The organism is Thermosynechococcus sp. M3746_W2019_013 (assembly GCF_015296045.1).
GTDB lineage: Bacteria > Cyanobacteriota > Cyanobacteriia > Thermosynechococcales > Thermosynechococcaceae > Thermosynechococcus.
Genome location: NZ_DVDW01000060.1, coordinates 25,001 through 49,074 on the forward strand (window position 1 = coordinate 25,001; position 24,074 = coordinate 49,074).

Genomic DNA, 24,074 nt, shown 5'->3' on the forward strand with positions numbered 1-24,074 from the left:
GTTGGTTTCATTGGCTTTGGTGTCTTTCTCTGGTTATTGGCGGTGCTAGGCGATCGCGCCCGCCGTTGCTTTAAGGAGTTACAGGCAACAGCAAGCCCTCAGGGATTCTGGTTGATAGGCGCCATAGCAGCAATGATTGGCATGCTGACCCATGGGCTGGTGGATACGATTTGGTTCCGCCCAGAGGTGGCAACCCTGTGGTGGCTGATGGTGGCGATTGTGGCTAGCTTTACACCCTTAGAGAGCGGTACAGCAAACGGAACTTTTAACAATCGCGATCCTGAGCCATCAAGGTAGGTATGGACTGGCGATCGCTAGGGTGATCCTGCCAGCCACAGTGGGAACAGTAACATTGACCTATCTTGAGCTGGGAGTGATGGATGGGTTGCCGGCAGGCGGGGCAACGGCCGGTGAAGTAGGGGTGGCGCATCAGCATCCGAATCTGCTCAACAGGGGAAAGATGACCAATCAGTTGCTCAAGACTGTTGGCAGGACTCTCTAGGGAAAACATCAGGGAATCCTAAAGAAACGTTCGTGCGGGTTGACAAAATCTCTTTTTTTCCAGTCTGAGGGCGATCGCTGGCAAGGGGAACCGTAGAAATACGGAGATCTCCCCCCTCCAGCCTGTGGAAAACTCCGAAAAGCCTGTGGAAAATTCTGGGGAAAACCTGTGGAAAACCTCGGAAAAACTTTGAGAAACTGTGGAAATCTTTTTATTCTTTTTCCACCAAGATAATAGCCTGTGGAAAAACCCCCTACTTTTTCCACAAGTTTTCCACAGAGGGTAAGTGGCTCAAACCCGCTTGTAGAGAGCATTTCCGAAAAGTTTTCCACATTTCCACAGGCCCTACTACTACTATAAGAATTATTTAAATAATTTAGTAGTAGTAGATCTTAGATCCTAGATCTTAAACGGAATAAAATTTCCACAGAGAAAAATAAAGATGTGATGGAGGTAACTTGGGGTTAGTTTGAAGGCGGGTTAGAGTTTGAGGAAATCATTGGTTGAGAGGATGGGGGGAGACTGAGAAACATGAGAAAACCAAGAGCGAGTAGTTGAGATGGCTAGAGGATCGGAACTTGTCAGCACTTGGGGAAAACATTGGGGAATTTGGGGAAAACCTCAAAAAAACTCTCACTTTGGGTTCAAAACGCCCTAATGAGGATCTGTTTGCGCCGCGAAAAAAATTTTTTGGCCTGAGAATGGTCCAGAAGCCCCTAGAAGGGGGGCGATCGCCCCCGTGAGTAGGTTTCATCGTTGAACACATTCGACTGCCCATAGAGGCGATTTTAGGAGGGGTTGTTGAGAAAACCTTGGGGCAGCCGTTTACCGATAGGATAGTCCAAGCAGCTATCGTCCTCAAACTTGCCATGACACGCATTGTTACCCTCCTAGGAGGAACCCCAGAACAACAAACAGCGCTGGGTCTGGCCATTGCCCAGTGGTTTGCTGGTCAACAGCAGCAAACGTTACTAGCGGTGCCGAGTCCAGCCACTTCCTTGCAATTCCTGATCGGCAGTTCAGAGCAGGTAATTGGTTGGCAACCCAAATTGCTATCCGAGAGATTGGCGATCGCGGAGCTGCTGGCCACTGAAAGTCTTAACGCGGCATGGCAAGAACTCAACCGTTTAGTAGAACCCTATTTGCCCCAAGAGCTGGTGGGTAAAGTTTATGCGGCGGAATTGGTGATCTTGCCGGGGATGGACACCTTACTCACATTGAATGCCCTGCGTGTGCACTACAGCAGCGGCGAGTACGATGTGATCGTCTATGCTGGGGGCAACAGTCAGGATACACTGCGGCTGATTGGTTTGCCCCAAGGGTTAGCGTGGTACTATCGACGATTTCAACGTTTGTTGGATCAACTGGATCTGAACGCGATCGCGAACGCTATTGGCGGACCGATCGCCAGCGCAATTATGGCTGCCAACATTGACACGCAAAAAGTTCGAGAGCGCTTTGCTGAGGCGAAAGAGTGGGTCGATCGCGGGGTGAAAATTGCCGCAGATCCTCAGCGCCTATCCGTGTATCTGCTCACGGATACCACAGCGATCTCAACCGCACAAACCCAATGGTTATGGGGCAGTGCCCAACAGGTGAATGTGCCTATTTCTGAGGTCTTTTGCATGGGGGAACCCACACCAGAAGTCAGCCGCACGTTTGCACCGCTACGCATTTCAGCTCTTCCTAAAGACTGGAGCAACTGGCAACGTCTTGTTTCCTATCTTCCGGACTTGAATCAGCTAGGAGTGGCACCGGCTCCCCATGAGTTTGATGAGACGCAGCAACAGGTACGCATTTTCCTACCGGGATTTCGCAAAGAGCAGGTGAAACTTAGCGAGTTTAGTGGGGAACTGACGGTGGAAGCTGGCGATCAGCGACGCCACATTGAACTGCCCCCTAGCCTCAAGGGCAAACCCGTTCGCGGGGGTAAATTTGAAGCCCCCTACTTGATCGTCAGTTTCTAAGGCTTGCTAAGGTTCAAGGCGCAGACGCACGGAGTCGCGGTGGGAAATCAGGCCTTCCGTTTCAGCGAGAGTCATGACTGCTCCCCCCTGTTTGCGTAAGGCAGCAGGGGTGTATTGAATAATACTGGAGTGTTTCAAGAAGGTTTCTACGCCCAAGGCAGAAGCATAGCGGGCAGCACCAGAAGTAGGCAGAGTGTGATTCGGGCCCGCCAGATAGTCGCCAACCGCTTCAGGGGTAGAATAGCCCAGGAAAATGGCACCAGCATGGCGCACCTGATCGACAAGGCTCCAAGGGTCTTCAACTTCCAGTTCTAGATGCTCTGGAGCAAAGCTATTGGACAGCTCGATTGCCTGTTCGAGGGTTTCAACAATACCAATGAGGCCGTAGTGGGCGATCGCCTTCTCAGTGAGGACACGGCGGGGATGGTCAGCCAACTGTTCATTCACGGCTGTTACAACTGCATTGGCAAGGGAAAGACTCGGTGTAAGCAAAATGGCCGCTGCAAGGGGATCATGTTCCGCTTGAGCCAGCAGATCAGCCGCAATCTGAGTAGGATGGGCTGCCTCATCAGCAATGATTAAGACCTCTGAGGGCCCTGCAAGGGAGTCAATGCCAACGCGGCCATAGACCTGCTTTTTGGCAAGCATCACATACAGGTTTCCCGGCCCAGTGATGACGTCCACCCGGGGAATTGTTTCTGTGCCATAGGCAAGGGCGGCAATGGCTTGGGCGCCACCCACGCGATAAATCTCTTGAATTCCGGCTTCTTGGGCGGCAACAAGAACCGCAGGGTTAATGCCTTTGCCTTGACCGGGGGGCGTGACCATGACAATCCGCTGCACACCGGCCACCTGAGCGGGAATGGCATTCATTAAAACCGTACTCGGATAGGCCGCCCGTCCTCCCGGCACATAAAGTCCGGCAGCATCAACGGCAGTGTAGCGTTTGCCTAGGATAACGCCATCCTCGCCAAATTGCACCCAACTTTTAGGCACTCGCTGGCGGTGAAAGGCTTCAATTTGTTGCTTGGCGAGGCGAATTGCATCTAGGAGTTCTTTGGACACCTGTTGGTAAGCGGCATCCAGTTCATCCCCTTTCACCCGTAATGTTTCGGGGGTGAGGTCAATGTGATCAAACTGGGCGGTGTACTCAATCAGGGCGCGATCGCCTTCCTTGGCCACACGGCGCAAAATTGCCTCAACGGTAGCCTGTTGTTCGCTCATCTCCCCGCTATCGGTGCGATCGCAAATGCGGCGTAGTTCAGCGCGTAGGTCTGTTAACTGGGTAATGATCCGCAACATGGTCGTTCACGTAGGCGAGGCAGAGAGTAGGGTCAAGGTTAAAAAACCTTAATCAACCCTATCAATAGCTTACAGTGATTTTCCAATTACGGGGGCGGGCTTAGGCTGACCAACAACGGCTGCTTGGAGCAAGATCACGATTCACAATACTGCCCCTTCAGAGTTCGCACCAGGTGGCCGAGGCAGCTAATTCTCATCCAGGGCTTGTTCAAGGGTAAATTCGGGGGCTTCAGGAATCGAATGGGGATTCATCCCAGGGGTGCTGAGAAAGAGTTTTCTGCCATTGCGATATTGTTTGATGAAAACTTCCGGCAAAAAAGATATCAGGATAGAGCTGGCTTTGAGCATTTCCTGAATGAGCAATCCAAAATTCAATTCGTCTCAATTTGTCACTTCTGGTTGCCAACCTCGCAGCCAGTATTCCCGTTTTGTATCCCAGTATAGAATTTTGAGGGGTGCTCACAAAGTTGCATGAAATAGCTAGCGTCGCCGATTTTGCACTGCCTAAGCTTTCAATCTCCTCAATTCAATTTTCCACATCATGTCTCTTTAGTTGATTAGTTTTTAGTTGATTAGTTCAGCAACGGTTTCATTGAGCCCAAGACAATCGTCGGTCCCATAAAGAAGTTGAGTCTTAAGACGAGGTGTCATAGGGACTAGATAACAATGGCAACTGGTTTTCTGGTGCAGTATAGCCTAGATGTTGCCAAGCGCGGGGAGTGGCGACTCGACCTCGGGGTGTCCGCTGCAGATAGCCCATCTGGAGAAGGTAGGGTTCGTAGACCTCTTCGATGGTTTGCACATCCTCGCCTGTGGCGGCGGCAAGGGTTTCAATTCCCACTGGCCCCCCTTGATAGGACTCAATCATCACCCTGAGGAGGCGGCGATCGCTCCCATCCAACCCTGCTGGATCCACATGCAGCAGTTCCAGGGCAGCCCTAGCCACATCCAGCGTAATCCTGCCATCGTGCTTCACAGCCGCATAGTCCCGTACCCGCTTGAGAAGCCGCAGGGCAATGCGGGGCGTACCGCGACTGCGCCGGCCAATTTCTAGAGCCGCTTCAGGAGTAATGGGGGTTTGCAAGAGGCCTGCCCCCCGCTGGACAATCTGCTGGAGTTCTTCGGGATAATAAAAGCGTAACCGCTGCACCAAGCCAAAGCGATCGCGCAAGGGCGAGGTCAAAGCCCCAGCACGGGTGGTTGCTCCCACAAGGGTAAAGCGATTGAGTTTGAGTCGTCGTGTGCGTGCCGTTTGCTGTTTTCCCACCGTCAGATCAAGGTAAAAATCTTCCATAGCTGGATAGAGGAGTTCCTCGGTCATGCGGGAGAGGCGGTGAATCTCATCAATAAAGAGGATATCCCCCGCTTGCAGGTTCACCAGCAGACCCACAATGTCGCGGGGGCGTTCCAACGCTGGGGCACTGGTCACTTTACAGTTGACCCCCATTTCTGCCGCCAAGATCAAGGCAATGGTGGTTTTGCCTAAGCCCGGCGGGCCATAAAGCAGCAGGTGATCAAGGGGTTCTTGGCGTGTCTTTGCTGCCTGGACGGCAATGTGCAGGATATCCTTTAGTTCCTGCTGGCCAATGTAGTCCTGTAAAGAGTGAGGACGTAAGGAATCCTCAGCCAGGGAGTGCTGTTCCTCTGGGGTGGGTTGATTGGAGAGCACGGAAGGGGGGCGCGATCGCTCTGGCGGTGAATTTTGCGACGAAATAATCGCCATCGTTGCCCCCCAGGGCAAAGCTTAAGCCCGTTTTAACCAGCTAAACATAGAGCGCAGTTCTTGACCCACCTGCTCAATAGGGTGTTCTGCCTCCCGTCGCCGCATTGCAGTAAAGCCCGGTTTACCCGCCATATTTTCCAGCACAAACTCGCGGGCAAATTGACCCGTTTGAATTTCGTGGAGAATTTTGCGCATTTCTGCGCGGGTTGCATCGGTAATAATCCGTGGGCCACGGGTGAGGTCGCCGTATTCTGCGGTGTTGGAGATGCTGTCGCGCATTTTGGCAAGCCCCCCTTCAACAATCAAATCCACAATCAGCTTCACTTCATGAAGACACTCAAAATAGGCCAGCTCTGGCTGATAGCCCGCCTGCACCAATGTTTCAAAGCCGGCTTTGATCAGGGCACTGAGGCCACCACACAGCACCACTTGCTCACCAAAGAGATCGGTTTCTGTTTCTTCACGGAAGGTGGTTTCAAGAATCCCGGCACGGGTGCCACCAATCCCCTTGGCGTAGGCCATGGCTAAATCGCGGGCTTGACCACTGGCATCTTGATAGACCGCAAACAGGCAGGGGACCCCTTCCCCTTGGGCATAGGTGCGGCGAACAAGATGACCCGGACCTTTCGGAGCCACCATCACCACATCCACATTGGCGGGGGGCACAATCTGGCCAAAGTGAATATTAAAGCCATGGGCAAAGGAGAGGACATTTCCCGGTTGCAGGTGGGGGGCAATCTCCTGTTCATAAACAACCCGCTGAACTTCATCGGGCAAAAGAATCATAATCCAGTCGGCCATTTTCGTAGCTTCCGCCACGGGGTGCACCGCTAGACCATCGGCACGGGCGCGCTCTGCAGAACGACTGCCGGCGTAAAGACCCACCACCACATTGAGACCGCTATCCCGCAGGTTGAGGGCATGGGCGTGGCCTTGGGAGCCATAGCCAATAATGGCGATCGTTTTGTCCTTGAGGAGCTCTAGTTGGGCATCTGCGTCGTAATACATGCGCGCCATAGGGATGATGTTCCTTTCCAATTGCATTCAGCAGGTCGTTATTATTTCTCTACCATATTGGCAGAACAAATAAAGCCCTCCCCACAGGAATAGGGTGGAATAGGCCCTATCAAAGGTTTGTGAAAAGGGCGAAGTACCGCCTCGGGAGTTAGCGATTACGGGAATAACGATTGTTGCCACCGCCCATGGCTTCGCGGGGACGTGCTTTGTTGACTTTGAGTTGCCGTCCCATCCACTCGGCACCGTCGAGATCGGCGATCGCCGCGTCTTCTTCAGCATCGCTGGACATTTCTACAAAACCAAAGCCCCGCTTACGGCCTGTTTCCCGATCTACGGGTAAATAGACTTGTTTGACGGAACCGTACTCGGCAAAAACGGCCTCTAGGTCTTCCTGGGTAGCCGTGTAGGAAAGGTTGCCGACATAAATAGACATAATCTGATCTGCTCCAAAGCAAAAATTGAACCCTGTGTTGACGTTGACTTCGGAGAGACGACTGTCACGTAACCAACCTTCCCTAAAACCGAACTCAAGAATCGCTCTACTTAAGAAACTCAAGCGGCGATTACTCGCCAACCTTGTCTCCTGATTATAGCTGATTGCGATGGCCTGTGTTGCGAAAGTAGGAATGCTACCCTAAAAGAGGTGGATTTTTTGTGAATCTTAACAATGTCCGACTTACCGGCGGTTGTTGTCGGCCTTTCCGGCGGTGTGGATAGTTCCGTTGCCATTGCCAGCCTCAAAGCGCAAGGGTACCCCGTTGTGGGTCTGACGCTCTGGCTGATGAAGGGGAAGGGGCAGTGCTGCTCTGAGGGGCTAGTGGATGCGGCGCGCCTTTGTGAGGAGCTGGGAGTCCCTCACCACATCGTGGATAGCCGCGAACTTTTTGAGAAATATATTGTGAACTATCTGATCAGTGGTTATGCCAGTGGGGTTACACCGCTACCCTGTTCCCAATGCAACCGTTTGGTGAAGTTTGGACCAATGCTGGCCTATAGCCGGGAGCAACTGGGGATTGACTACATTGCTACGGGTCACTATGCCCAAGTGAAATACAATCCCACCAGCGATCGCTATGAACTGTGGCGAGCTGTGGATCGTCATAAGGATCAAAGTTACTTTCTCTATGATCTGCCCCAAGAGATTCTAGCTCATGTGCTTTTCCCCCTCGGTCAGCAAACCAAGGCCGAGACCCGTTCCCTTGCGGCGCAGTATGGTCTGCACACGGCCAGTAAGCCGGAAAGCCAAGATCTCTGCCTGATTGAAGCCCATGGATCCATGCGCCAATTCTTGGATCAGTATCTGCCCAGTCAGCGGGGGGAGATTGTGGATGTCCATGGACGGGTGCTGGGGTACCATCAGGGGATTCACCACTATACGATTGGCCAGCGCAAAGGCTTGGGAATCGCCGCACCTGAGCCCCTGTATGTGGTGGCTGTGGATCGGGAACACAATCGTGTTATTGTGGGCGATCGCACCACCGCCGTCCGGCGTGAGTGTACCGTGGCACAGGTGAACTGGGTCTCGATACCACCTCCTAAAGAACCGATGACAGCCACAGTGCAAATTCGCTATCGCACCCCCCCTGTGCCGGTGACTATCATTCCCGACGCCAATGCTGAACAGGTACAATTGGAGTTTGCTGAACCGCAATTTGGGGTAACGCCGGGGCAAGCGGCGGTTTGGTATGCGGGCGATCGCCTGTTGGGGGGCGGTATTATCCAGCCCTTTGCAACACCGACACCGCACCCCCTAGAAGCAACAGCCACCCACGTTTGAGGAAAGGACCAACCATGCAAAAGCGCCTTCATTACTCCTCTTTGGAAATTAACCGTCGGGCGGAAGAGTTGATTAAGCACTCCGCCAATCGCTATCGGATTACCGTGCAAATTGCCAACCGGGCTAAACAGCGGCGGGGGCTAGAGGCCAGTGAAGATTTGGATGATCTGCCCCTAAAGCCGGTGATCCGTGCCATTATTGAAATGTCTGATGAAATTGCCCAGCCGGAGTTGCTGGCAGATTCCTAGCCATGGGCAGACGACGAGGTTGGACCTTTTTGGGCTGGGTGATGTGGGGGTGCTTGCTGGCACTCCTGTGGTTACCCCTGAGTAGTGCTTGGAGCGTGGGGCGATCGCAGTCTGACCCCAATTTGCCCAATGCTACGGGTCAAATTCTCATTAATCCCCGTTTGGTGGCAGAAACCCTCTATCCGAAGTTACCCGGTTTCCCGAAGGAAAACCACTACATCCGCCAAGAAAATCGCCAGCCAGCGCCGGAGAGTACGCTCCTAGAGCGATTCATTGTCTATCACACTACTGTCAAAGGGCGATCGCCCCTCTACCGTTTTGACTGGAAAATTTCCCTGGCCGACTATTTGGGACTGAATGAATTCCTGCGTCCAGAAACCTATCCGGGACGTTCTTACCTAACAGTGAACCCAATGGAAGGGGATATGGCCGCCATTCGCCAACTTAATCGTCAACAACGGGACGCCTTGGTTAGCACACTGGCCACCTTCTACGCCCAACAGGCGGGGTTGCCCCCTACCCCACCCCAACCCCAGACAACGCTGCCAGAACCGACACCAAGACCCCCCACCATTCTCCCCCCGATTCCCCAACCCGGCAGTGCAGGTCTTTTGGCGCCTCCCAAACCCCCACGACCAATGCCCACGGGGGAATCTCGCTTTTTACTGCCCTAAATGTTTGCAATTGAGTTCAATTGAGTTCCTGGGCCATGGCTGTTCCGATTACTGAGTTGCTCACCCCTGAGATCCTCAAACCCGCTCGCTATTTGGGCAACGAGCGCGGTGCGGTTCATAAACCCTGGGAAGCTGCAACGGTGCGCTGGGTGCTCAGCTATCCAGAAATCTATGAGGTGGGTGCTTCAAACTTGGGGCACATTATTCTCTACAACATTCTCAATACCCTCCCCGCTCAGCTGTGCGATCGCGCCTACCTACCGGCAGCGGATTTAGCCGCCAAATTGCGAGCCACCCAAACGCCTCTCTTTGCTGTGGAATCGCGCCGTGCCCTACGGGAGTTTGACATCATCGGCTTTAGCCTCAGCTATGAGTTGGGTGCTACCAACATTCTGGAAATGCTCGACTTGGCGGGGCTACCCCTGACTTGGCGGGAGCGACAACAGGCATCCCTAGAAGATATTCCCCTCATCTTTGCCGGAGGACAGACAGCGACATCGAACCCTGAACCTTACGCTGACTTCTTTGACTTTTTTGCCCTTGGGGATGGCGAAGAACTCTTGCCTGAAATTGGCCTTGTGGTGGCGGAAGGCAAACGAGCCGGCTTGAGTCGTCAAGATTTGCTATTGGATTTGGCACAGGTGCCAGGAGTCTATGTGCCCCAGTTTTATGATCGCCAGGGAGATGGCTCTGTTAAGCCCAATCGCCCCGCCGTGCCGGAGCGAATTTTGCGGCGGGTGGCTACTCCAATGCCCCACTATGCTATTGGCTTGGTGCCCTATGTGGAAACCGTTCACGATCGCCTGACGGTGGAAATTCGGCGCGGCTGTACGCGCGGCTGTCGCTTTTGCCAACCGGGGATGCTGACTCGCCCTGCCCGTGATGTTGCCCCTGAGGAGGTGATTGCTGCCATTGAAACGGGGATGCGTACCACCGGCTATAACGAGTTTTCCCTACTCTCTCTGAGTTGCTCCGACTATTTGGCTTTGCCCGCCGTGGGGGTGGAAATTAAAAACCGTCTCCAAAACGAGAATATCTCCCTGTCGCTCCCCAGTCAGCGGGTGGATCGCTTTGATGAAAACATTGCCCACATTGTGGGTGGTACTCGCCAAGGAGGGCTCACCTTTGCCCCGGAAGCGGGAACGCAACGACTGCGGGACATTATCAACAAGGGTTTAACCAATGAGGAACTGCTGCGGGGAGTAAAAACGGCCTATGAGCAGGGCTGGGATAAGATCAAGCTCTACTTTATGATTGGCCTGCCGGGGGAAACTGATGCCGATGTCTTGGGGATTGCGGAAACCATCCGTTGGCTGAGGCGGGAGTGCTGGATCAAAGGACGCAAACCCCTGAGCTTTAACCTGACCATCTCCAACTTTACCCCCAAGCCCCACACCCCCTTCCAGTGGCATGCTGTCTCCACCAGTGAGTTTCTGCGCAAACAGGAGCTGCTCAAGGCAGAATTTCGGACTATTAAGGGTCTGAAGGCCAACTTTACCGATGTGCGCATCTCGGCAATGGAGGACTTTGTGGGTCGGGGCGATCGCCAACTCGGCCCTGTCATCCGCCGCGCTTGGGAATTGGGAGCCCGCGAAGACTCTTGGTGGGAAAACCTGGATCGCGCCTATGCCGCCTGGACTCAGGCGATTCAAGAAGCGGGTTTGGACTGGAAATACCGCCAACTGGAAGCGGGCGAGTGGAATGTCTTTAGCGGTGGCAGCCACAACCTCGATGCCCCCCTACCCTGGGATCACATTGATACGGGCGTTAGTAAAGCCTGGCTCAAGGAAGACTTACACCGCGCCCTGGCAGCGGTTGTGGTGCCCGACTGTTCCTTTGACGGTTGTTCCCACTGCGGCGTCTGTGGTATTGATTTTGGCCATAACGTGGTCGTGCCGCCCCCGCCGATTCCGCCCATTCAAGGTCAGCCCCAAGTTCCCCAAGAACGCGTTCAACGTCTGCGGCTCACCTTTGGTAAAACGGGCGAGATGACCCTCCTCAGCCATTTGGACTTGCTGCGCCTCTTTGAGCGGGCCGTCCGCCGTGCCCACTTGCCCATTGCCTTTAGCGGCGGATTTCACCCCTCACCGCGCATCTCTATCGCCAGTGCCTTGCCCCTTGGCGTGACCAGCTATGGGGAAATTGTGGACCTGGAGTTTTACCGTGAGGTCGATGCGCAGACGGTGCTGGCCCAATTGCGGCAGCAGCTTCCTCAGGAGATACCCCTCTATGGCTGTGAGGTGGTGCCCCTCAGTGAACCTGCTGCTAGTCAAGCCCTGCAAGCCGCCACCTATGAACTGCTCATCCGTGCACCTGAACCCCTAGAGCGGCAGACTTGGGAACAGTGGTTAGAGACCTTGCGAGCCACGCCTGAAATTCTCTATGAGCTAGCCACCAAGTCAGGGAAAACCCAAGTGGTTAATTTGCGCGATCGCCTCCTGGAGATTCGCCTCAATGAGTACCAAGATCACTGGCCAACGGTGAGCCTGATCTACACAGGGGTCTGTCGCAACGATGGCACGTTCCTGCGGCCAGAGCATTGTCTCTACTTGCTAGAGAAAGTCAGTGGCCACTCCTTAGAACTGGGGGCGATCGCCCGTCAGAAACTCCACCTCGAAACACCATGAACCTAGCAACGCAAATTCACGGCGGTCTGATTGTCTCCTGCCAAGCCCCGCCAGATTCCCCTTTGGCCGCACCAGAGATCATTGCCGCTATGGCAAGGGCAGCAGTTTTGCGGGGGGCAGTGGCCGTGCGCATCAATACCCCAGCCCATATTCAGGCAGTGCGCCAAGCGGTGAATGTGCCCATCATTGGCCTCTGGAAGCAGACCTTGCCAGCGTACCCTGTGTATATTACGCCTCGCTTTGCCGATGCGGTAGCTGTTGCAACAGCAGGCGCCGATATCATTGCCCTCGATGCCACAGCGCGATCGCGTCCTGAACCTCTACAGGATTTGATTCAGCGAATTCATGATGAACTGGGCAAGCCTGTGATGGCTGATATTGACTCCCTGGAAAATGCCGAAGCCGCGGTTGCTGCCGGAGCTGATTGGGTAGGCACCACCCTCTTTGGCTACACCGAAACCACGGCGCATACCCCGCCCCCCAGTTGGTCGCTTCTGAGTCAGCTTGTCAAGCAGCTCAGCGTGCCTATTCTTTGTGAAGGGGGAATTGCCAGTCCAACCATGGCTGCAAAGGCCTTGGGTTTAGGGGCTTGGGCAGTCGTTGTCGGCACCGACATTACCGGTATTGATCTTAAGGTGCAGCGGTATGTCGCGGCTCTCAAGGCTAATACAGCCCTTTCTTAGGGGAGTAGCTGTAACTCTGGCTCCAGCGACTGAGACCTACTCCTGATCTCAATGAAGCTTAGGGAAGGGGAAAGCTTTGTTGAGGGCACTGCGCCATTGAAAACTTTTATTCTAGTTTATTCTAGGCCTGTCGAAGTTGAGGGGTTTGTATATTTTCCTCTCTATTCCGACCGATAAACGAGAGTTTGTGGCACAATAGAACCTATAGCGACTAATACACCTGTTAGCCTAGGAGCCACTATCTATGAGCCTAAAACTTGGGGATGTCGTACCCAACTTTACCCAAGCCTCCTCCATGGGAGACATCAACTTCTACGAGTGGGCAGGGGATAGTTGGGTTGTCCTGTTCTCCCATCCAGCGGATTACACCCCCGTTTGCACGACAGAACTGGGGGAAGTGGCACGGTTACGCCCAGAATTTGAGAAGCGCAATGTCAAAGTCTTGGCTCTGAGTGTCGATAGTGTGGAGTCCCACCTCGGCTGGATCAAAGACATCGAAGAAGTGAACAACGTCAAGGTGGATTACCCGATTTTGGCCGACGAAGACAAAAAAGTCTCCAACCTCTACGACATGATCCACCCCAACTCCCTGAACAACCTGACAGTGCGCACAGTCTTTATCATTGACCCCCAAAAACGCCTGCGCCTGACCATGACCTATCCTGCCAGCACAGGCCGCAACTTTGCTGAGATTCTGCGGGTCATTGATTCGCTGCAACTGACGGACAACTACAGTGTGGCAACTCCGGCCAACTGGCAAGAGGGTCAAGAGTGCGTGATTGTGCCTTCCCTCAGCGATGAAGAAGCGAAGCAGAAGTTTCCCAAGGGCTTCAATGCTGTTAAACCCTATCTGCGCTTGACACCTCAACCCAACAAATAGCCTAGATTAGCCTAGACAAGTCATGGCCACACCCTGAGCTGTTCGGGGTGTTTTTTTGTGCCTCGGCAGCATCCCAAGATAGGATAATTTTGCATGGCAAAACCAAGGAAAGGAATAGAGGCGGAATGCAGCGTTGGATACTTTGGCTTTTGATACCCCTTTTCGTCTGTTTGAGTGGATGCGTCCAAGCAGATATGGTCATCCAGCATCAGGGACAAACGGGGGGGAGCCTAACCTACAGGCTAACGCTGCCTCAGCCCGATCCTCTTTTTACTGAGCAGGTCATCCAGCAGGCGCACCGCTTGGGGGGAGCGGTCAAGCAGCGCGATAAAACCCATCTTCAGGTGACGATTCCCTTTGACACCAGCCAGCAATTGGCCACCGTCCTCAATCGCATTGGTCGTGTGCCCTATCTTTCCCAAGTCACTGCTAAGGCGGATATTTTTGACCAGAACCTGTTGCTCTTTGTCCGGGAACGCTTTCGCTATGACATTGACCTGCGACCCTTGGGTATTGAGTCCCGTGATCAAGCCGTTCTGGTGGCACCGCGGTCACTGCTGAATTTTCAGCTTGCCCTAGAAACCCCTTGGGGGGGACACCCGATTGAACGCCCAGCCATGGCGAAGGACACAGTTGTGAACCCCCATGTTCAGCGGGGGGGCGATCGCCTGACTTGGACATTGATACCTGGTTATCTCAATCACCTAGAGGCAGTCTATTGGTATCCCAGTCCCTTGGGGTGGGGTACCTTGGTCATTGTTGGCCTACTGATGTTGGGCAGTTGGCTGCGCACCCGTCTTAGCGGTTCTGCCTAAGATTCCCATGAGATGGTCTGGCCCCCCGGGGAGTTGGCAACGGTATCTTGCCTATTTAATTACAGGACCTCTGACTATCCTCAACCTCTGGGTGGCGGAGCAAGTTTACCTCTATTTTGAATATCCGATTAATATTCTTGTCATTGCCGCCATCTTGGCTTTTTTGCTCAATCAAGTGGTGATTCGTCTTTGTGCTCGCGGTCTGCGGCGACGGCAGGCGATCGCCCTTGTGTTACTGATTACTCTTTTGGTGGTCAGTGTATTGATGCTGTTGCTGCTCCCCCTTGCGATTCAACAGGCGGAAGAACTCCTGAATCAACTACCAGAGTTGGCAGATACTAGCAATCAAAATTTGCGCCATCTGGATCAACTCCTGCGCCGCTACCAATTCCCCGTGGGGGTGAATGACTTGATGGAAGAGCTGACGATTCAGGTCAAAGGAATTGCTGCCCTGTTACCCAGTGTTGCCATTACAACTATAACTAGGTTTTTTGATACTCTCTTGGTGTTGATTCTAACAGTGTATATGCTCTTTTATGGGAGTGGGATTTGGCGCGGGCTAATGCAACTGGTACCCAAGCCTTGGCGGCAGGTGGTGGATGACGCTTTGCGCCTGAATATTCGCAGTTTTTTTTCAGCGCAACTGTTTCTGGGGCTGTTTATGTTTCTTGCCCTCATTCCCTTTATGGTTGCCCTGCAGGTTAATTTTGGCTTTCTTTTTGCCCTTATCATTGGAGTTGCCCAGTTAATTCCTGTGGTAGGGGCAACGCTGGGGATTGGCTTTGTCACCCTGCTCATTCTCTTTCAGGATGCGTGGCTGGCTTTGAATATTTTCCTGATTGCCGTGGTTTTGCAACAGATTAAGGACAATGTGCTTGCCCCCAAGTTACTAGGGAATTTGATGGGACTCAACCCTCTCTGGCAGTTTATTGCCCTGCTCATTGGCGCGCGGGTGGCAGGCTTCTTGGGAATTTTGCTGGCGATTCCCCTGGCAGCAACGGTGAAAGTGGTTCTAGAGTCCCCTCCTGCCCCAGAGGGGTAGCTGACGGCGCGGATCGGAAAGTTTTGATCAACGCACACACCCCATGGCCAAAAACAGTCATAGTAATGGCGTTTGTGCCACCACCAATGACCCCACCAATCAGGGGCAGGGCCCGAACCATCACACTTCTGCCAGCAATTCTGCCAACAATTCGTTGAGCCAGGGGCCGCGGTAGCTGTTGGATGACTTTTTGCAGCAATTGGGGTAATTTTTTTTCCACCGACCGTCTGACGACGGTGTTGAAAACTTGCCGACACAATTCGGTGCCAAAGTACTCTGCTAGCTGATTAGCGGTAACTCCAGAAGCAACGGAAATCAGTATCATTAGCACATTTTCATCTTCGACATCTAGGCCATAGATGGTAAAGAGGGCTGCTGTTAGCTTCGTTTGAGAATAGACAAAGGAGCCAATGTCCAGCACCAGGCCAAGCCAACCCATCAGGCCAGTGACTACACCAGTGCCAAAGGACCAGAAAGTGGCCTCGTAAATGGCATGGTTGGCCATGCGATCGCGATCGCCTTGCCACTGAGGATCGCAGAGAAACTGGTGTCCCCATTCTTGCCCCTCCTGTACGGCGCCGAGCAGACCGGCCCAAGAGAAGTCAGCTGGCTGGGGCATAGGCACACTCCTGATGGGGGATGGTTCACTAATTTATCTATTGATTATCCATCGATCAGTTGCTAAGTATGCACGCCAAGCCAATAATTTTCGGAATGACTATTTGGGCACCGCTGCCGTGAGTACCTCGTGTCCGTCAGCCGTGACGAGGACATCGTCTTCAATGCGCACCCCAATGCCGCGCCAGCGATCGCCAATCTCGGGCTGACCCTCGGCGGGGGTTGCTTCAGGATGAATATAAATCCCTGGCTCAACCGTCAACACTTGCCCCGGCTGGAGGGTCACCCATGTCTCCTTGTTGTGCTTGTAAAGACCGACATCGTGGACATCGAGTCCCAGCCAGTGACCGGTGCCATGCATAAAGAAGGTGCGGTACTTCTGGGTCTGATTCTCTTTCCCTTCATTGATGAGGGTCTCAATTTCCCCGCGCAGCAGGCCAAGGTCAACCAAGCCTTCAACAATCACCTGCACCGCTGCATCGTGGATTTGGTTGTAGGTATTCCCCGGTCGCACCTGCTCAATTGCCGCTTTTTGGGCAGCGAGGACAATATCATAAATCGCCTTTTGTTCGCCGGTAAACTGGCCACTTACAGGAAAGGTGCGGGTAATATCGGCGTTGTAGTAACGATAGGCACAGCCCGCATCAATCAGGAGCAAGTCTCCTGCTGCCATTTGCCGTTGGTTTTCGGTGTAGTGGAGCACACAGGCATTCGGACCTGAGGCAACAATTGAAGGATAAGCAGGGCCATCGCCTCCCCGTAGGCGAAACACATGCTCTATCTCTGCTTGGATCTCGTATTCCCAGCGCCCCGGAGCAGCCAGTTCGCGGGCACACTGATGGGCTTCGACAGTGATGGCGATCGCCCGGCGGATCAAGGCCAGTTCCGCTGCTGATTTAATTTGCCGCATGGGTGCCAAGAGAATACTGGGATCCGCGATCGCCCGCGGACCTGTGCCCCGTTTTGGTAGCGTCGCCAGCAGCCGCTGGTAGTGCTTGAGAATCAGTTGATTAAAACGCTCGTTGCGACCAAAGTGGTAGTACAGCGGATCCCCCGTCTCCAAATAGCGGGGCAGGTGCTCCTCTAGCTCACCAATGGGATATACAGCATCGGCGCCTAACTCCTCCTTAGCCGCGTCTACGCCAAGGCGTGCCCCTGTCCAAATTTCTTGGCTGAGATCCTTGGGCTGCACAAAGAGCACATAGCGATGCTCGCTGTGGTTGGGCGCAAAAACAGCAACCGCCTCTGGCTCATTAAAGCCCGTGAGATAGTAAAAATTACTGTCTTGGCGAAAGTTGTAGTCCACATCATTGTGCATGATGGCGCGCGGGGCACTACAGAAAACAGCCACACCTGTGCCCAATTTCTCTAAAAACTGCTGCTGTCGTTGCTGGTACTCTGCTTTCATCGCGCCCTGAAAAACGGGTTAACCCTTGGGAATGATCACCCTGAAATGGTTTGGTGGGGGCGGAGGGACTTGAACCCTCACGACTTGTTTAAGGTCAACGGATTTTCATCCTCCTGCCGCTTTCGCGACCACCCCTTGGGTGTTGAGGATTGGACTCTCCCTTTACCCGCGTAGAGGATCTACGGTAGGGTAGCTCCCGTCGAGTCTCTGCACCTTCCGTTTCCGTGGGTATGCTCCTGGGAAACGGCTTGGCTCAGGATTGCCATATTTGCCCTGGGGACAAACGTAGGTTTCCCTGAATTTGAGAGCATTCACTTAATAGATTTCTCTACTAAGGCTCAATTGCTTAAGTCCGCAGCGTCTACCATTCCGCCACGCCCCCTTAAGTACCGCTACTATACCACCTTGGCTTTGGGGGATGCAATTCCTACTGGCATTGGTAATAAGCCCGCAAAGCCTCCAGAAGACCCTGGTTTTCGCTGTCACGGCGCACCGCTACCCGGAAGTAAGAGGCGCCCAATTCAGGAAAGCTGCAACAATCGCGAATCAAGATGCGATGTTGCTGCAGGAGGTAGGTTTGCAGGGGCAAAATGGAGCCGGTTGCTTGAATGAGTAAAAAGTTTGCCTTGCTCTTGGTCACCACCTTTAGTTTGGGCAAAGCGTTCAGCGCAGCGGCAAAGGCATGGCGTGTGGGTGGCAGCCACTGCCATGTGTGCTCCTGAAAGGGGCGATCCCCTAAAGCCGTAACGCCAGCGATGATGGCCAGACTATTCACACTCCAGGGATCTCGCCATGCTCGCCAGCGCTGCCAACGTTCGGGCGAGGAGAGGGCATACCCTAGACGCAGACCCGCTAGACCATAGAACTTTGTCAGCGATCGCAGAACAATTAAATTGGGGTACTCAGGCACAGCCGCTATTAGAGACTCGTTTGCCGCCGGCGGCAAAAAGTCCATAAAGGCCTCATCCACCACCACTAAGGCACCTGTCTCTAACAGGGGTTGGAGATGATTCCGCGACCAGAGATGCCCACTGGGGTTATGGGGGTTGTTGACAATGATGGCATCTCTCTGTGTCAGTTCTGGTAGGACCTCTGAGAAATTGTTTTGTACCTGTGGCAAAGGAAGGGGAACCAGTGTGCTGTCAAAGGCTGCCACTGCCCGCCGATAGTCGGCAAAGGCAGGAACAACGACAAAGACGCGCTGCCGCTGCCCACATTCACGCCCCACCCATGTCAACAACTCTGCTGCACCATTGCCCACCAAAAAATAATCCTTTGGCAGCCGATGAAGAGTAGTCAGCGCCGCCACCAAGGGACGGCAATCGGGATCGGGATAGTCGCGAATTGTGGCAAGAGACGCCTGCAGGGCAGCAATCACTGACTTTGGAGGACCCCAAGGGTTGAGACTAGCAGAGAAGTCCAAAATCTCATTGGGGGCACACCTAGCGATCGCTGCCGCCCAAGCTAAATTGCCACCGTGGCGCGGGGGATGCAAACTATTTTTTCTTGCCTTTGGCCGCTGGTTCCGCAGCCGCAGGAGGTGCAACTTTTTCTTTGAAGAGTTTCCCTGCTGAAAAGGCGGGCACGGTAGTTGCTGGGATTTGCATTTTTTCCTTGGTTTTGGGGTTGCGCCCTTCACGGGCTTTGCGCTCCCGAGGTTCAAAGGCACCAAAGCCCACCAGTGTTACTTTTTCTCCCTTGGCCACAGCCTCCATGATTTCCTCCACGGTGGCAGAGATAATAGCCTCAACTTGCTTTTTGGTGACGTTGTTGGCGCTATGGGCACGATTAAACACAGCATCCACGAGCTCAGCTTTATTCATGGGGATAACTCCACAGAAACATTAAAGATTGTTTAATTAGAAGATAATGGGTAAAAGGCACGAAACCCTTGCCCCTGCTTGCTTTCAAGCCTCATTCTAGAATAGCCAGACCTCAAGTGTAACCCTGAAACCTTTAAGATAGGTGCTTTTCCAGTACTTTTATCCATCAGAAATCCCTCAAACCCTTGATTTATCAGTCCTTTAGCAGGTTTCCCCTACCTTTGAGACGGGTTTTAGGTCAGTGACAGTTGTTAGAAAAATTAACAAATTGCAGCAACCTGAGATTTGAACATGGCTCCCACAGCACAAAAAAGCCCCCTGAAGGGGGGATGGAAAATTCACAAGTTTGATGATTGGATTCAGAAGAGTTGATCAAGGTTGATCGCGAAGAGGATGCCTGATTGACCGCCTAGGCATCATCAAGGGCAGCAATACCCGGCAGTTCTTTGCCTTCGAGGAGTTCAAGGCTTGCCCCGCCACCGGTGGAAATGTGGCTCATGCGATCGGCCAGGCCAACTTTTTCCACAGCAGCCACAGAATCGCCGCCGCCGATAATTGTGGAGACCCCCTGACTGGTGAGCTCAGCCAAACAGCGGGCGATCGCCTCTGTCCCCTTGGCAAATTGATCAAACTCAAACACCCCCATTGGGCCATTCCAGATCACCGTTTTGCAATCTTGGAGTGCCTCTTGGAAGCGCTTGACGGAAGCAGGCCCAATATCTAGCCCCATCCAGTTGTCAGGAATCGCTGCGATACTGACCACTTGGCTATGAGCATCGTTGGCAAAGTTATCCGCCACCACTACATCTGTTGGCAAGAGCAACTCCACCCCTTTTTCTTGGGCCTTGGCTTCCAGGTGCTTGGCTAGCTCCAACTTGTCTTCTTCCACCAGAGACTTGCCAACATTGAGCCCCCGCGCTTTGTAGAAGGTGAAGATCATACCGCCGCCAATGAGCAATTTATCCACTTTTTCTAAAAGGGCTTCAATGACACCAATCTTAGAAGAAACTTTCGATCCCCCCACAATAGCCGCCAGGGGACGGCGGGGATGTTCGATGGCATTTTGCAGATATTCCAATTCTTTCTCCATCAAAAAGCCCGCCACGCAAGGACTGAGGTACTGAGTCACCCCAGCGGTTGAAGCATGGGCGCGGTGCGCAGTGCCAAAGGCATCGTTGACATAGACTTCGGCACAGGCGGCCAGTTGCTTGGCAAATTCGGGATCATTTTTTTCTTCCCCCGGATGGAAGCGCACATTCTCCAGCAGGCAGACATCACCATTAGCCATGGCTTGGGTGTGGGCAACCACGGCATCCCCAATGCAGTCATCGAGCTTGGCCACGGGTTTGTGGAGCAGTTCCGAGAGCCGCTGGGCCACGGGGGTGAGGCGCAACTTCTCATCCACGCCCTTAGGACGGCCAAAGTGGCTGACCAGAATGACTTTTGCACCTTTGCTGATCAGGTCTTGAATGGTGGGCAGGGCCGCACGGATACGAGTATCATCAGTAATGACCCCGTTTTCGTCGACGGGGACGTTAAAATCCACCCGCACGAGGACACGCTTTCCTTCTAAGTCGGCGGCGGATAACTGCGCTACGGATTTTTTAGACACGCTAGAGCCTCCTAAATGCGTTAAAAGATAGATGATAGTACTAGGGGCATAACAATCCCGGCTAGCGATGGAGTGATGCGCTACAAATCCCTCACCTGATTCTACCCAAGGGCGTACCCTTCCACTTGACTCCCATGAGGTAACTCTATGTTCAAAACCATTCTTTTTCCCATTGACCGTAGCCGTGACACCCAAGAAGCCATGCCCACGGTGGTTGAGATGGTGAAACTGTTCCAGAGCCAGTTGTTTCTGCTGTCGGTGGAGGAAAGCCCAGAACCCGATCCAGAGCTAGAGGCAGCGATCGCTGAGTTTTTGAATCGAGTGAAGGAAGCCTTTGCCCAGCAGGCGATTGTGGCGGAAACCTTGCTACGGCGCGGCAAACCTGCCTTTGTTATCTGTGATGTGGCCGATGAGATCAATGCCAGCTTAATTATTATGGGCTGCCGAGGAACGGGGCTTACCCCAGAGGGGTTCCAAGAAAGTGTTAGCAACCGCGTGATTAATTTGGCGCCCTGTCCAGTTTTGGTCGTGCCCTAGGGTAACTGCATCTTGCGGAGCTTGAAGTTTCGTCACAAAGGGCCTAGCCCCTGGGGCGATCGCCGATGATCAAAGAAAGGAAACGTACCGTCTTGTCCTGTGGTTGATCTGCATGCTGAATTCAACGGATGTGACGCCTACAGCTTCTGTCCCCGCTGCCGATCAACTGCAGGCCCTTGGGGTGTACATCACTATCCATGGCCATTTCTATCAGCCCCCCCGCGAAAACCCCTATCTCAATGCCATTGAACACCAACCCAGTGCCCAGCCATTTCACGATTGGAATGAGCGCATTTACTACGAGTGCTATCGCCCCAATGCCTTTGCGCGGATTCTCAACGATCGCGGTGAGGTCATTGATATTGTCAATAACTTTGAATACCTAAGCTTTAATATTGGCCCAACGCTCTTTAGTTGGCTTGAGCGCTACGATCTCGAGGTCTATCAGCGCATTATTGAGGCCGATCGCCACAGTTGTCAGCGCTTCAATGGCCACGGCAACGCGATCGCCCAAGTCTATAACCACATCATTTTGCCCTTGGCCAACTATCGGGATAAATTGACCCAGATTCGTTGGGGTAAGGCAGACTTTCGGCGGCGGTTTGGCCGCGAACCGGAGGGGATGTGGCTGGCAGAAACGGCCATTGATGATGAAACTGTAGCCGCACTGATTCAGGAGGGGATTCGCTTTACTGTTTTGGCGCCTTCCCAGGCTCAACGCTGTCGGCCGATTCTCCCTGAGGGGGACGCCGAGTGGATCGAGGTCAGCGGCAGCCAAATTGATCCAACGCGTCCCTATCGCTGCTATTTACCGGGGGGCGATCGCCAGCGGGATTACCTAGACATCTTCTTCTACGATGGTCCCATTTCGCGGGATATAGGCTTTAGTGACCTGCTCACTAGCTCTCAATTTCTGGCGGGACGGTTGGGGCAGGCCGTGCGTGGCGATCGTCGCCCCAGTCAAATTATTGCCGTTGCCACCGACGGTGAGACCTTTGGCCATCACAAGTATGGCGGTGAAAAAGCCCTCGCCTATGCTTTTAAGGTGGAATTTCCACAGCGGGGTTGGCAGGTGACCAACTTTGCCTATTACCTCAGCCTCTTTCCCCCTACTTGGGAAGTGGAACTCAAACCAGTCACCGCTTGGAGTTGTGCCCATGGAGTGGATCGCTGGCAGGACAATTGTGGCTGCGGCGGTGGTGGCGAGTGGCATCAGCGGTGGCGACGCCCCTTGCGGGATGCCCTGAACTGGTTGCGGGATGAGCTCATTGATATTTATGAAACCCTGGGCAGTGATTTATTTCAGGAGGTTTGGGCTGCCCGTGATGCCTATATTGAGGTGATTGCCGATCGCTCCCCGGAGACCCTGCACCGCTTTTTGGCCCACCACCAACGTCGCCCCCTGAGTCAAAGGGAGCAAATGGATGCCCTGCGTCTGCTGGAGATGCAGCACCATGCCCTGCTGATGTTTACCAGTTGTGGTTGGTTCTTTGATGAACTCTCGCGGCCGGAGGGGGTGCAAATTCTCCGCTATGCGGCACGGGCAATCGAACTGGCAGGGGATGTCGCCGGTGTACAGTTGGAAACCGAGTTTATTGAGCGGCTGGCAGCGGCCCCCAGCAACGTACCGCAGTTTGGCGATGGGGCAAGGGTCTATCACCAGTTGGTAAAAACAGCTCAAATTAGCTTACAGCAGGTGGCTGCCCACTATGCCATCGGTTCCCTCTTTAACAGTTATTCCCGCCAACACCAACTCTACTGTTATGAGATTGAGCAGGGGGATTACCATCTCCAACGCATGGGTAGCCTGACGCTGGCGATCGGCCAAATTCAACTCACCTCGACGATTACAACCGAGTCACAACTGTTGATCTTTGCTGTCTTGCACCTGGGGGGCTGGGACTTCCACTGTGCCATTCAACCCTTCCAAGGGCGGCGCGAATATAGCCAGATCAAGACCCATCTCCTGCAAGCCTTCCAACAGGGCAGTGCGGCGCGGGTGGTGATGGCGATGACGGAACGCTTTGGGGGGGTGGCCTACAGCTTGGACAATCTCTTTGCTGAAGAACGACACCGCCTCATGGGGGTGCTGGCGCGGGAAACCCTGACCCGCTTGGATCAGCTGTATACCCAAGTCTATCGCGATAACTACGGCATCCTCATGGGGTTTCAGCGGGATGGCCTGAGTGTGCCCCAAGAGTTGCAGGTGGCCGCGGCGGTGGCTTTGACCCATCGTGCCATTAGCCATTTGCGAAGTTTAGAGCAAGACCTCAGCGATCTGGGGGATTTGCCCTTGGCAGATCTGCAAAGCCATTTGGCAGAATTGGCGGCGATCGCCCGCGAGGCGCGGCTGTTGGGCTGTCGGCTGAGTCTGCAAGAGCAACAACGGCTCCTCGAGCAGAACATTACTACGGGATTACGCTATCTGGCTCACCATTTGGAGAGTCATACCCTAGGACAATTGAGCCCCTTGCTGCAGGACTTGATCACAGTCGCGGATGCCTTGGGTTTGAACCTGAATCTGGATCGAGCGCAGGAGCAGCTTTATACCCTCATGGGTCAACTGCGGCAGAAGGGCAGGCACCTCAGTGAGGGCGATCGCCGGCACCTGCAAACCTTAGCCACCCGCCTTAAGGTTGATCCTCACCTATTGGCTTCCCTTGCTTCCTAGGAAAGCATCACCCCTCAGGCTAGAACCAATCCTGGGAGGAGATCTTCCCCAGAGAAGTGCCGCGGGGCGATCGCGACTTCAGGGAATCTTTGGGAGCGGTAGATTGCCACTGCCCCAGTTCTAGCAGGTTAGGAAAGTTGTCTCTGCC

The 24,074-nt window shown here is 53.7% G+C and carries 23 protein-coding genes (1 of these 23 cut by a window edge); 12 read left to right on the plus strand and 11 right to left on the minus strand.

The window, feature by feature from the left end:
• Positions 1–297: the 3' portion of an IctB family putative bicarbonate transporter gene (locus tag IGQ16_RS10550; RefSeq protein WP_297061463.1), read on the plus strand. The gene continues 1,101 nt to the left of window position 1, outside the view; 297 of the gene's 1,398 nt are visible here — the last part of the coding sequence; its start codon lies beyond the left edge, outside the window; its stop codon occupies positions 295–297.
• Here IGQ16_RS10550 and IGQ16_RS10555 read toward each other — a convergent pair.
• Complete coding sequence (locus IGQ16_RS10555) at positions 266–511, minus strand: hypothetical protein (protein ID WP_024125240.1); 246 nt, start codon at positions 509–511, stop codon at positions 266–268. The genes IGQ16_RS10550 and IGQ16_RS10555 overlap by 32 nt on opposite strands.
• A gap of 860 nt (positions 512–1,371) precedes the next feature.
• Between IGQ16_RS10555 and IGQ16_RS10560 the strand changes: the two genes are divergently transcribed.
• Positions 1,372–2,469 (plus strand): ArsA-related P-loop ATPase, encoded by a 1,098-nt coding sequence (locus IGQ16_RS10560; RefSeq protein WP_024125241.1) that lies wholly within the window; start codon positions 1,372–1,374, stop codon positions 2,467–2,469.
• Positions 2,470–2,475: 6 nt separating this feature from the next.
• On the opposite strand, the gene hisD is transcribed toward IGQ16_RS10560, so the two are convergent.
• The 5 genes from hisD to IGQ16_RS10585 all read right to left on the minus strand — a co-directional run bounded on the left by hisD (position 2,476) and on the right by IGQ16_RS10585 (position 6,944).
• Entirely contained in the window at positions 2,476–3,771 is a 1,296-nt protein-coding gene (gene hisD, locus IGQ16_RS10565) for a histidinol dehydrogenase (RefSeq protein ID WP_024125242.1), read from the minus strand.
• A 186-nt stretch (positions 3,772–3,957) separates the two neighbouring features.
• Positions 3,958–4,146: a DUF29 family protein gene (locus IGQ16_RS10570; protein WP_297061469.1), complete on the minus strand. Its 189-nt coding sequence runs from the start codon at positions 4,144–4,146 to the stop codon at positions 3,958–3,960.
• Between the two features lie 259 nt (positions 4,147–4,405).
• Positions 4,406–5,494, minus strand: a complete 1,089-nt coding sequence (ruvB, locus tag IGQ16_RS10575; protein ID WP_297041701.1) for a Holliday junction branch migration DNA helicase RuvB — start codon at positions 5,492–5,494, stop codon at positions 4,406–4,408.
• A gap of 21 nt (positions 5,495–5,515) precedes the next feature.
• Positions 5,516–6,511 carry a ketol-acid reductoisomerase gene (gene ilvC, locus IGQ16_RS10580; RefSeq protein ID WP_024125244.1) on the minus strand — a complete coding sequence of 332 codons (996 nt, stop codon included), beginning with the start codon at positions 6,509–6,511 and terminating at the stop codon, positions 5,516–5,518.
• Between the two features lie 148 nt (positions 6,512–6,659).
• On the minus strand, positions 6,660–6,944 hold the full coding sequence (locus tag IGQ16_RS10585) for an RNA-binding protein RbpB (protein ID WP_024125245.1): 285 nt from the start codon (positions 6,942–6,944) through the stop codon (positions 6,660–6,662).
• Between the two features lie 234 nt (positions 6,945–7,178).
• On the opposite strand from IGQ16_RS10585, the gene mnmA reads away from it, so the two are divergent.
• From mnmA to IGQ16_RS10625, 8 genes are all read left to right on the plus strand, one after another.
• Entirely contained in the window at positions 7,179–8,288 is a 1,110-nt protein-coding gene (gene mnmA / locus IGQ16_RS10590) for a tRNA 2-thiouridine(34) synthase MnmA (RefSeq protein ID WP_297041708.1), read from the plus strand.
• 14 nt (positions 8,289–8,302) lie between these two features.
• On the plus strand, positions 8,303–8,536 hold the full coding sequence (locus tag IGQ16_RS10595) for a DNA-directed RNA polymerase subunit omega (protein ID WP_024125247.1): 234 nt from the start codon (positions 8,303–8,305) through the stop codon (positions 8,534–8,536).
• A gap of 2 nt (positions 8,537–8,538) precedes the next feature.
• Entirely contained in the window at positions 8,539–9,210 is a 672-nt protein-coding gene (locus IGQ16_RS10600) for a hypothetical protein (RefSeq protein WP_297061472.1), read from the plus strand.
• Between the two features lie 35 nt (positions 9,211–9,245).
• The gene (locus IGQ16_RS10605; RefSeq protein WP_297061475.1) at positions 9,246–11,837 is read left to right on the plus strand and encodes a TIGR03960 family B12-binding radical SAM protein; all 2,592 of its coding nucleotides are present in this window, start codon (positions 9,246–9,248) and stop codon (positions 11,835–11,837) included.
• Positions 11,834–12,520 (plus strand): N-acetylmannosamine-6-phosphate 2-epimerase, encoded by a 687-nt coding sequence (locus tag IGQ16_RS10610; protein ID WP_297061478.1) that lies wholly within the window; start codon positions 11,834–11,836, stop codon positions 12,518–12,520. Before IGQ16_RS10605 ends, IGQ16_RS10610 begins: the two co-directional genes overlap by 4 nt.
• Before the next feature lie 244 nt (positions 12,521–12,764).
• Positions 12,765–13,400 carry a peroxiredoxin gene (locus IGQ16_RS10615; RefSeq protein WP_024125251.1) on the plus strand — a complete coding sequence of 212 codons (636 nt, stop codon included), beginning with the start codon at positions 12,765–12,767 and terminating at the stop codon, positions 13,398–13,400.
• Positions 13,401–13,594: 194 nt separating this feature from the next.
• The gene (locus tag IGQ16_RS10620) at positions 13,595–14,215 is read left to right on the plus strand and encodes a DUF3153 domain-containing protein (RefSeq protein ID WP_041429155.1); all 621 of its coding nucleotides are present in this window, start codon (positions 13,595–13,597) and stop codon (positions 14,213–14,215) included.
• Positions 14,216–14,222: 7 nt separating this feature from the next.
• Positions 14,223–15,257, plus strand: a complete 1,035-nt coding sequence (locus tag IGQ16_RS10625) for an AI-2E family transporter (RefSeq protein WP_297061480.1) — start codon at positions 14,223–14,225, stop codon at positions 15,255–15,257.
• On the opposite strand, the gene IGQ16_RS10630 is transcribed toward IGQ16_RS10625, so the two are convergent.
• From IGQ16_RS10630 to pgk, 5 genes are all read right to left on the minus strand, one after another.
• Positions 15,154–15,876, minus strand: coding sequence for an EcsC family protein (locus IGQ16_RS10630; RefSeq protein ID WP_024125254.1), 723 nt, complete (start codon positions 15,874–15,876; stop codon positions 15,154–15,156). The two genes, IGQ16_RS10625 and IGQ16_RS10630, sit on opposite strands and share 104 nt — an antisense overlap.
• Before the next feature lie 99 nt (positions 15,877–15,975).
• On the minus strand, positions 15,976–17,283 hold the full coding sequence (locus IGQ16_RS10635) for an aminopeptidase P N-terminal domain-containing protein (RefSeq protein ID WP_297041034.1): 1,308 nt from the start codon (positions 17,281–17,283) through the stop codon (positions 15,976–15,978).
• Between the two features lie 427 nt (positions 17,284–17,710).
• Positions 17,711–18,778 (minus strand): threonine-phosphate decarboxylase CobD, encoded by a 1,068-nt coding sequence (gene cobD, locus IGQ16_RS10640; RefSeq protein WP_297061483.1) that lies wholly within the window; start codon positions 18,776–18,778, stop codon positions 17,711–17,713.
• Position 18,779: 1 nt separating this feature from the next.
• Entirely contained in the window at positions 18,780–19,106 is a 327-nt protein-coding gene (locus IGQ16_RS10645) for an HU family DNA-binding protein (RefSeq protein WP_024125257.1), read from the minus strand.
• A gap of 409 nt (positions 19,107–19,515) precedes the next feature.
• Positions 19,516–20,718 carry a phosphoglycerate kinase gene (pgk, locus tag IGQ16_RS10650; RefSeq protein ID WP_024125258.1) on the minus strand — a complete coding sequence of 401 codons (1,203 nt, stop codon included), beginning with the start codon at positions 20,716–20,718 and terminating at the stop codon, positions 19,516–19,518.
• Between the two features lie 147 nt (positions 20,719–20,865).
• On the opposite strand from pgk, the gene IGQ16_RS10655 reads away from it, so the two are divergent.
• Together IGQ16_RS10655 and IGQ16_RS10660 are read left to right on the plus strand one after the other, a co-directional pair.
• Positions 20,866–21,255: a universal stress protein gene (locus IGQ16_RS10655; protein WP_024125259.1), complete on the plus strand. Its 390-nt coding sequence runs from the start codon at positions 20,866–20,868 to the stop codon at positions 21,253–21,255.
• Between the two features lie 112 nt (positions 21,256–21,367).
• Positions 21,368–23,926, plus strand: coding sequence for a DUF3536 domain-containing protein (locus tag IGQ16_RS10660; RefSeq protein ID WP_297041569.1), 2,559 nt, complete (start codon positions 21,368–21,370; stop codon positions 23,924–23,926).
• Positions 23,927–24,074: the final 148 nt, after the last annotated feature.

Bases quoted from the DNA above. Each gene is read 5' to 3' on its own strand.
- hisD (WP_024125242.1), bottom strand. From the start codon at position 3,771: ATGTTGCGGATCATTACCCAGTTAACAGACCTACGCGCTGAACTACGC.
- IGQ16_RS10560 (WP_024125241.1), top strand. From the start codon at position 1,372: ATGACACGCATTGTTACCCTCCTAGGAGGAACCCCAGAACAACAAACA.
- IGQ16_RS10635 (WP_297041034.1), bottom strand. From the start codon at position 17,283: ATGAAAGCAGAGTACCAGCAACGACAGCAGCAGTTTTTAGAGAAATTG.
- IGQ16_RS10625 (WP_297061480.1), top strand. From the start codon at position 14,223: ATGAGATGGTCTGGCCCCCCGGGGAGTTGGCAACGGTATCTTGCCTAT.
- IGQ16_RS10600 (WP_297061472.1), top strand. From the start codon at position 8,539: ATGGGCAGACGACGAGGTTGGACCTTTTTGGGCTGGGTGATGTGGGGG.
- IGQ16_RS10585 (WP_024125245.1), bottom strand. From the start codon at position 6,944: ATGTCTATTTATGTCGGCAACCTTTCCTACACGGCTACCCAGGAAGAC.
- IGQ16_RS10660 (WP_297041569.1), top strand. From the start codon at position 21,368: ATGCTGAATTCAACGGATGTGACGCCTACAGCTTCTGTCCCCGCTGCC.
- ilvC (WP_024125244.1), bottom strand. From the start codon at position 6,511: ATGGCGCGCATGTATTACGACGCAGATGCCCAACTAGAGCTCCTCAAG.
- IGQ16_RS10620 (WP_041429155.1), top strand. From the start codon at position 13,595: ATGGTCATCCAGCATCAGGGACAAACGGGGGGGAGCCTAACCTACAGG.
- IGQ16_RS10645 (WP_024125257.1), bottom strand. From the start codon at position 19,106: ATGAATAAAGCTGAGCTCGTGGATGCTGTGTTTAATCGTGCCCATAGC.
- IGQ16_RS10655 (WP_024125259.1), top strand. From the start codon at position 20,866: ATGTTCAAAACCATTCTTTTTCCCATTGACCGTAGCCGTGACACCCAA.
- IGQ16_RS10555 (WP_024125240.1), bottom strand. From the start codon at position 511: ATGTTTTCCCTAGAGAGTCCTGCCAACAGTCTTGAGCAACTGATTGGT.
- IGQ16_RS10615 (WP_024125251.1), top strand. From the start codon at position 12,765: ATGAGCCTAAAACTTGGGGATGTCGTACCCAACTTTACCCAAGCCTCC.
- ruvB (WP_297041701.1), bottom strand. From the start codon at position 5,494: ATGGCGATTATTTCGTCGCAAAATTCACCGCCAGAGCGATCGCGCCCC.
- IGQ16_RS10605 (WP_297061475.1), top strand. From the start codon at position 9,246: ATGGCTGTTCCGATTACTGAGTTGCTCACCCCTGAGATCCTCAAACCC.
- mnmA (WP_297041708.1), top strand. From the start codon at position 7,179: ATGTCCGACTTACCGGCGGTTGTTGTCGGCCTTTCCGGCGGTGTGGAT.
- IGQ16_RS10610 (WP_297061478.1), top strand. From the start codon at position 11,834: ATGAACCTAGCAACGCAAATTCACGGCGGTCTGATTGTCTCCTGCCAA.
- IGQ16_RS10630 (WP_024125254.1), bottom strand. From the start codon at position 15,876: ATGCCCCAGCCAGCTGACTTCTCTTGGGCCGGTCTGCTCGGCGCCGTA.
- IGQ16_RS10595 (WP_024125247.1), top strand. From the start codon at position 8,303: ATGCAAAAGCGCCTTCATTACTCCTCTTTGGAAATTAACCGTCGGGCG.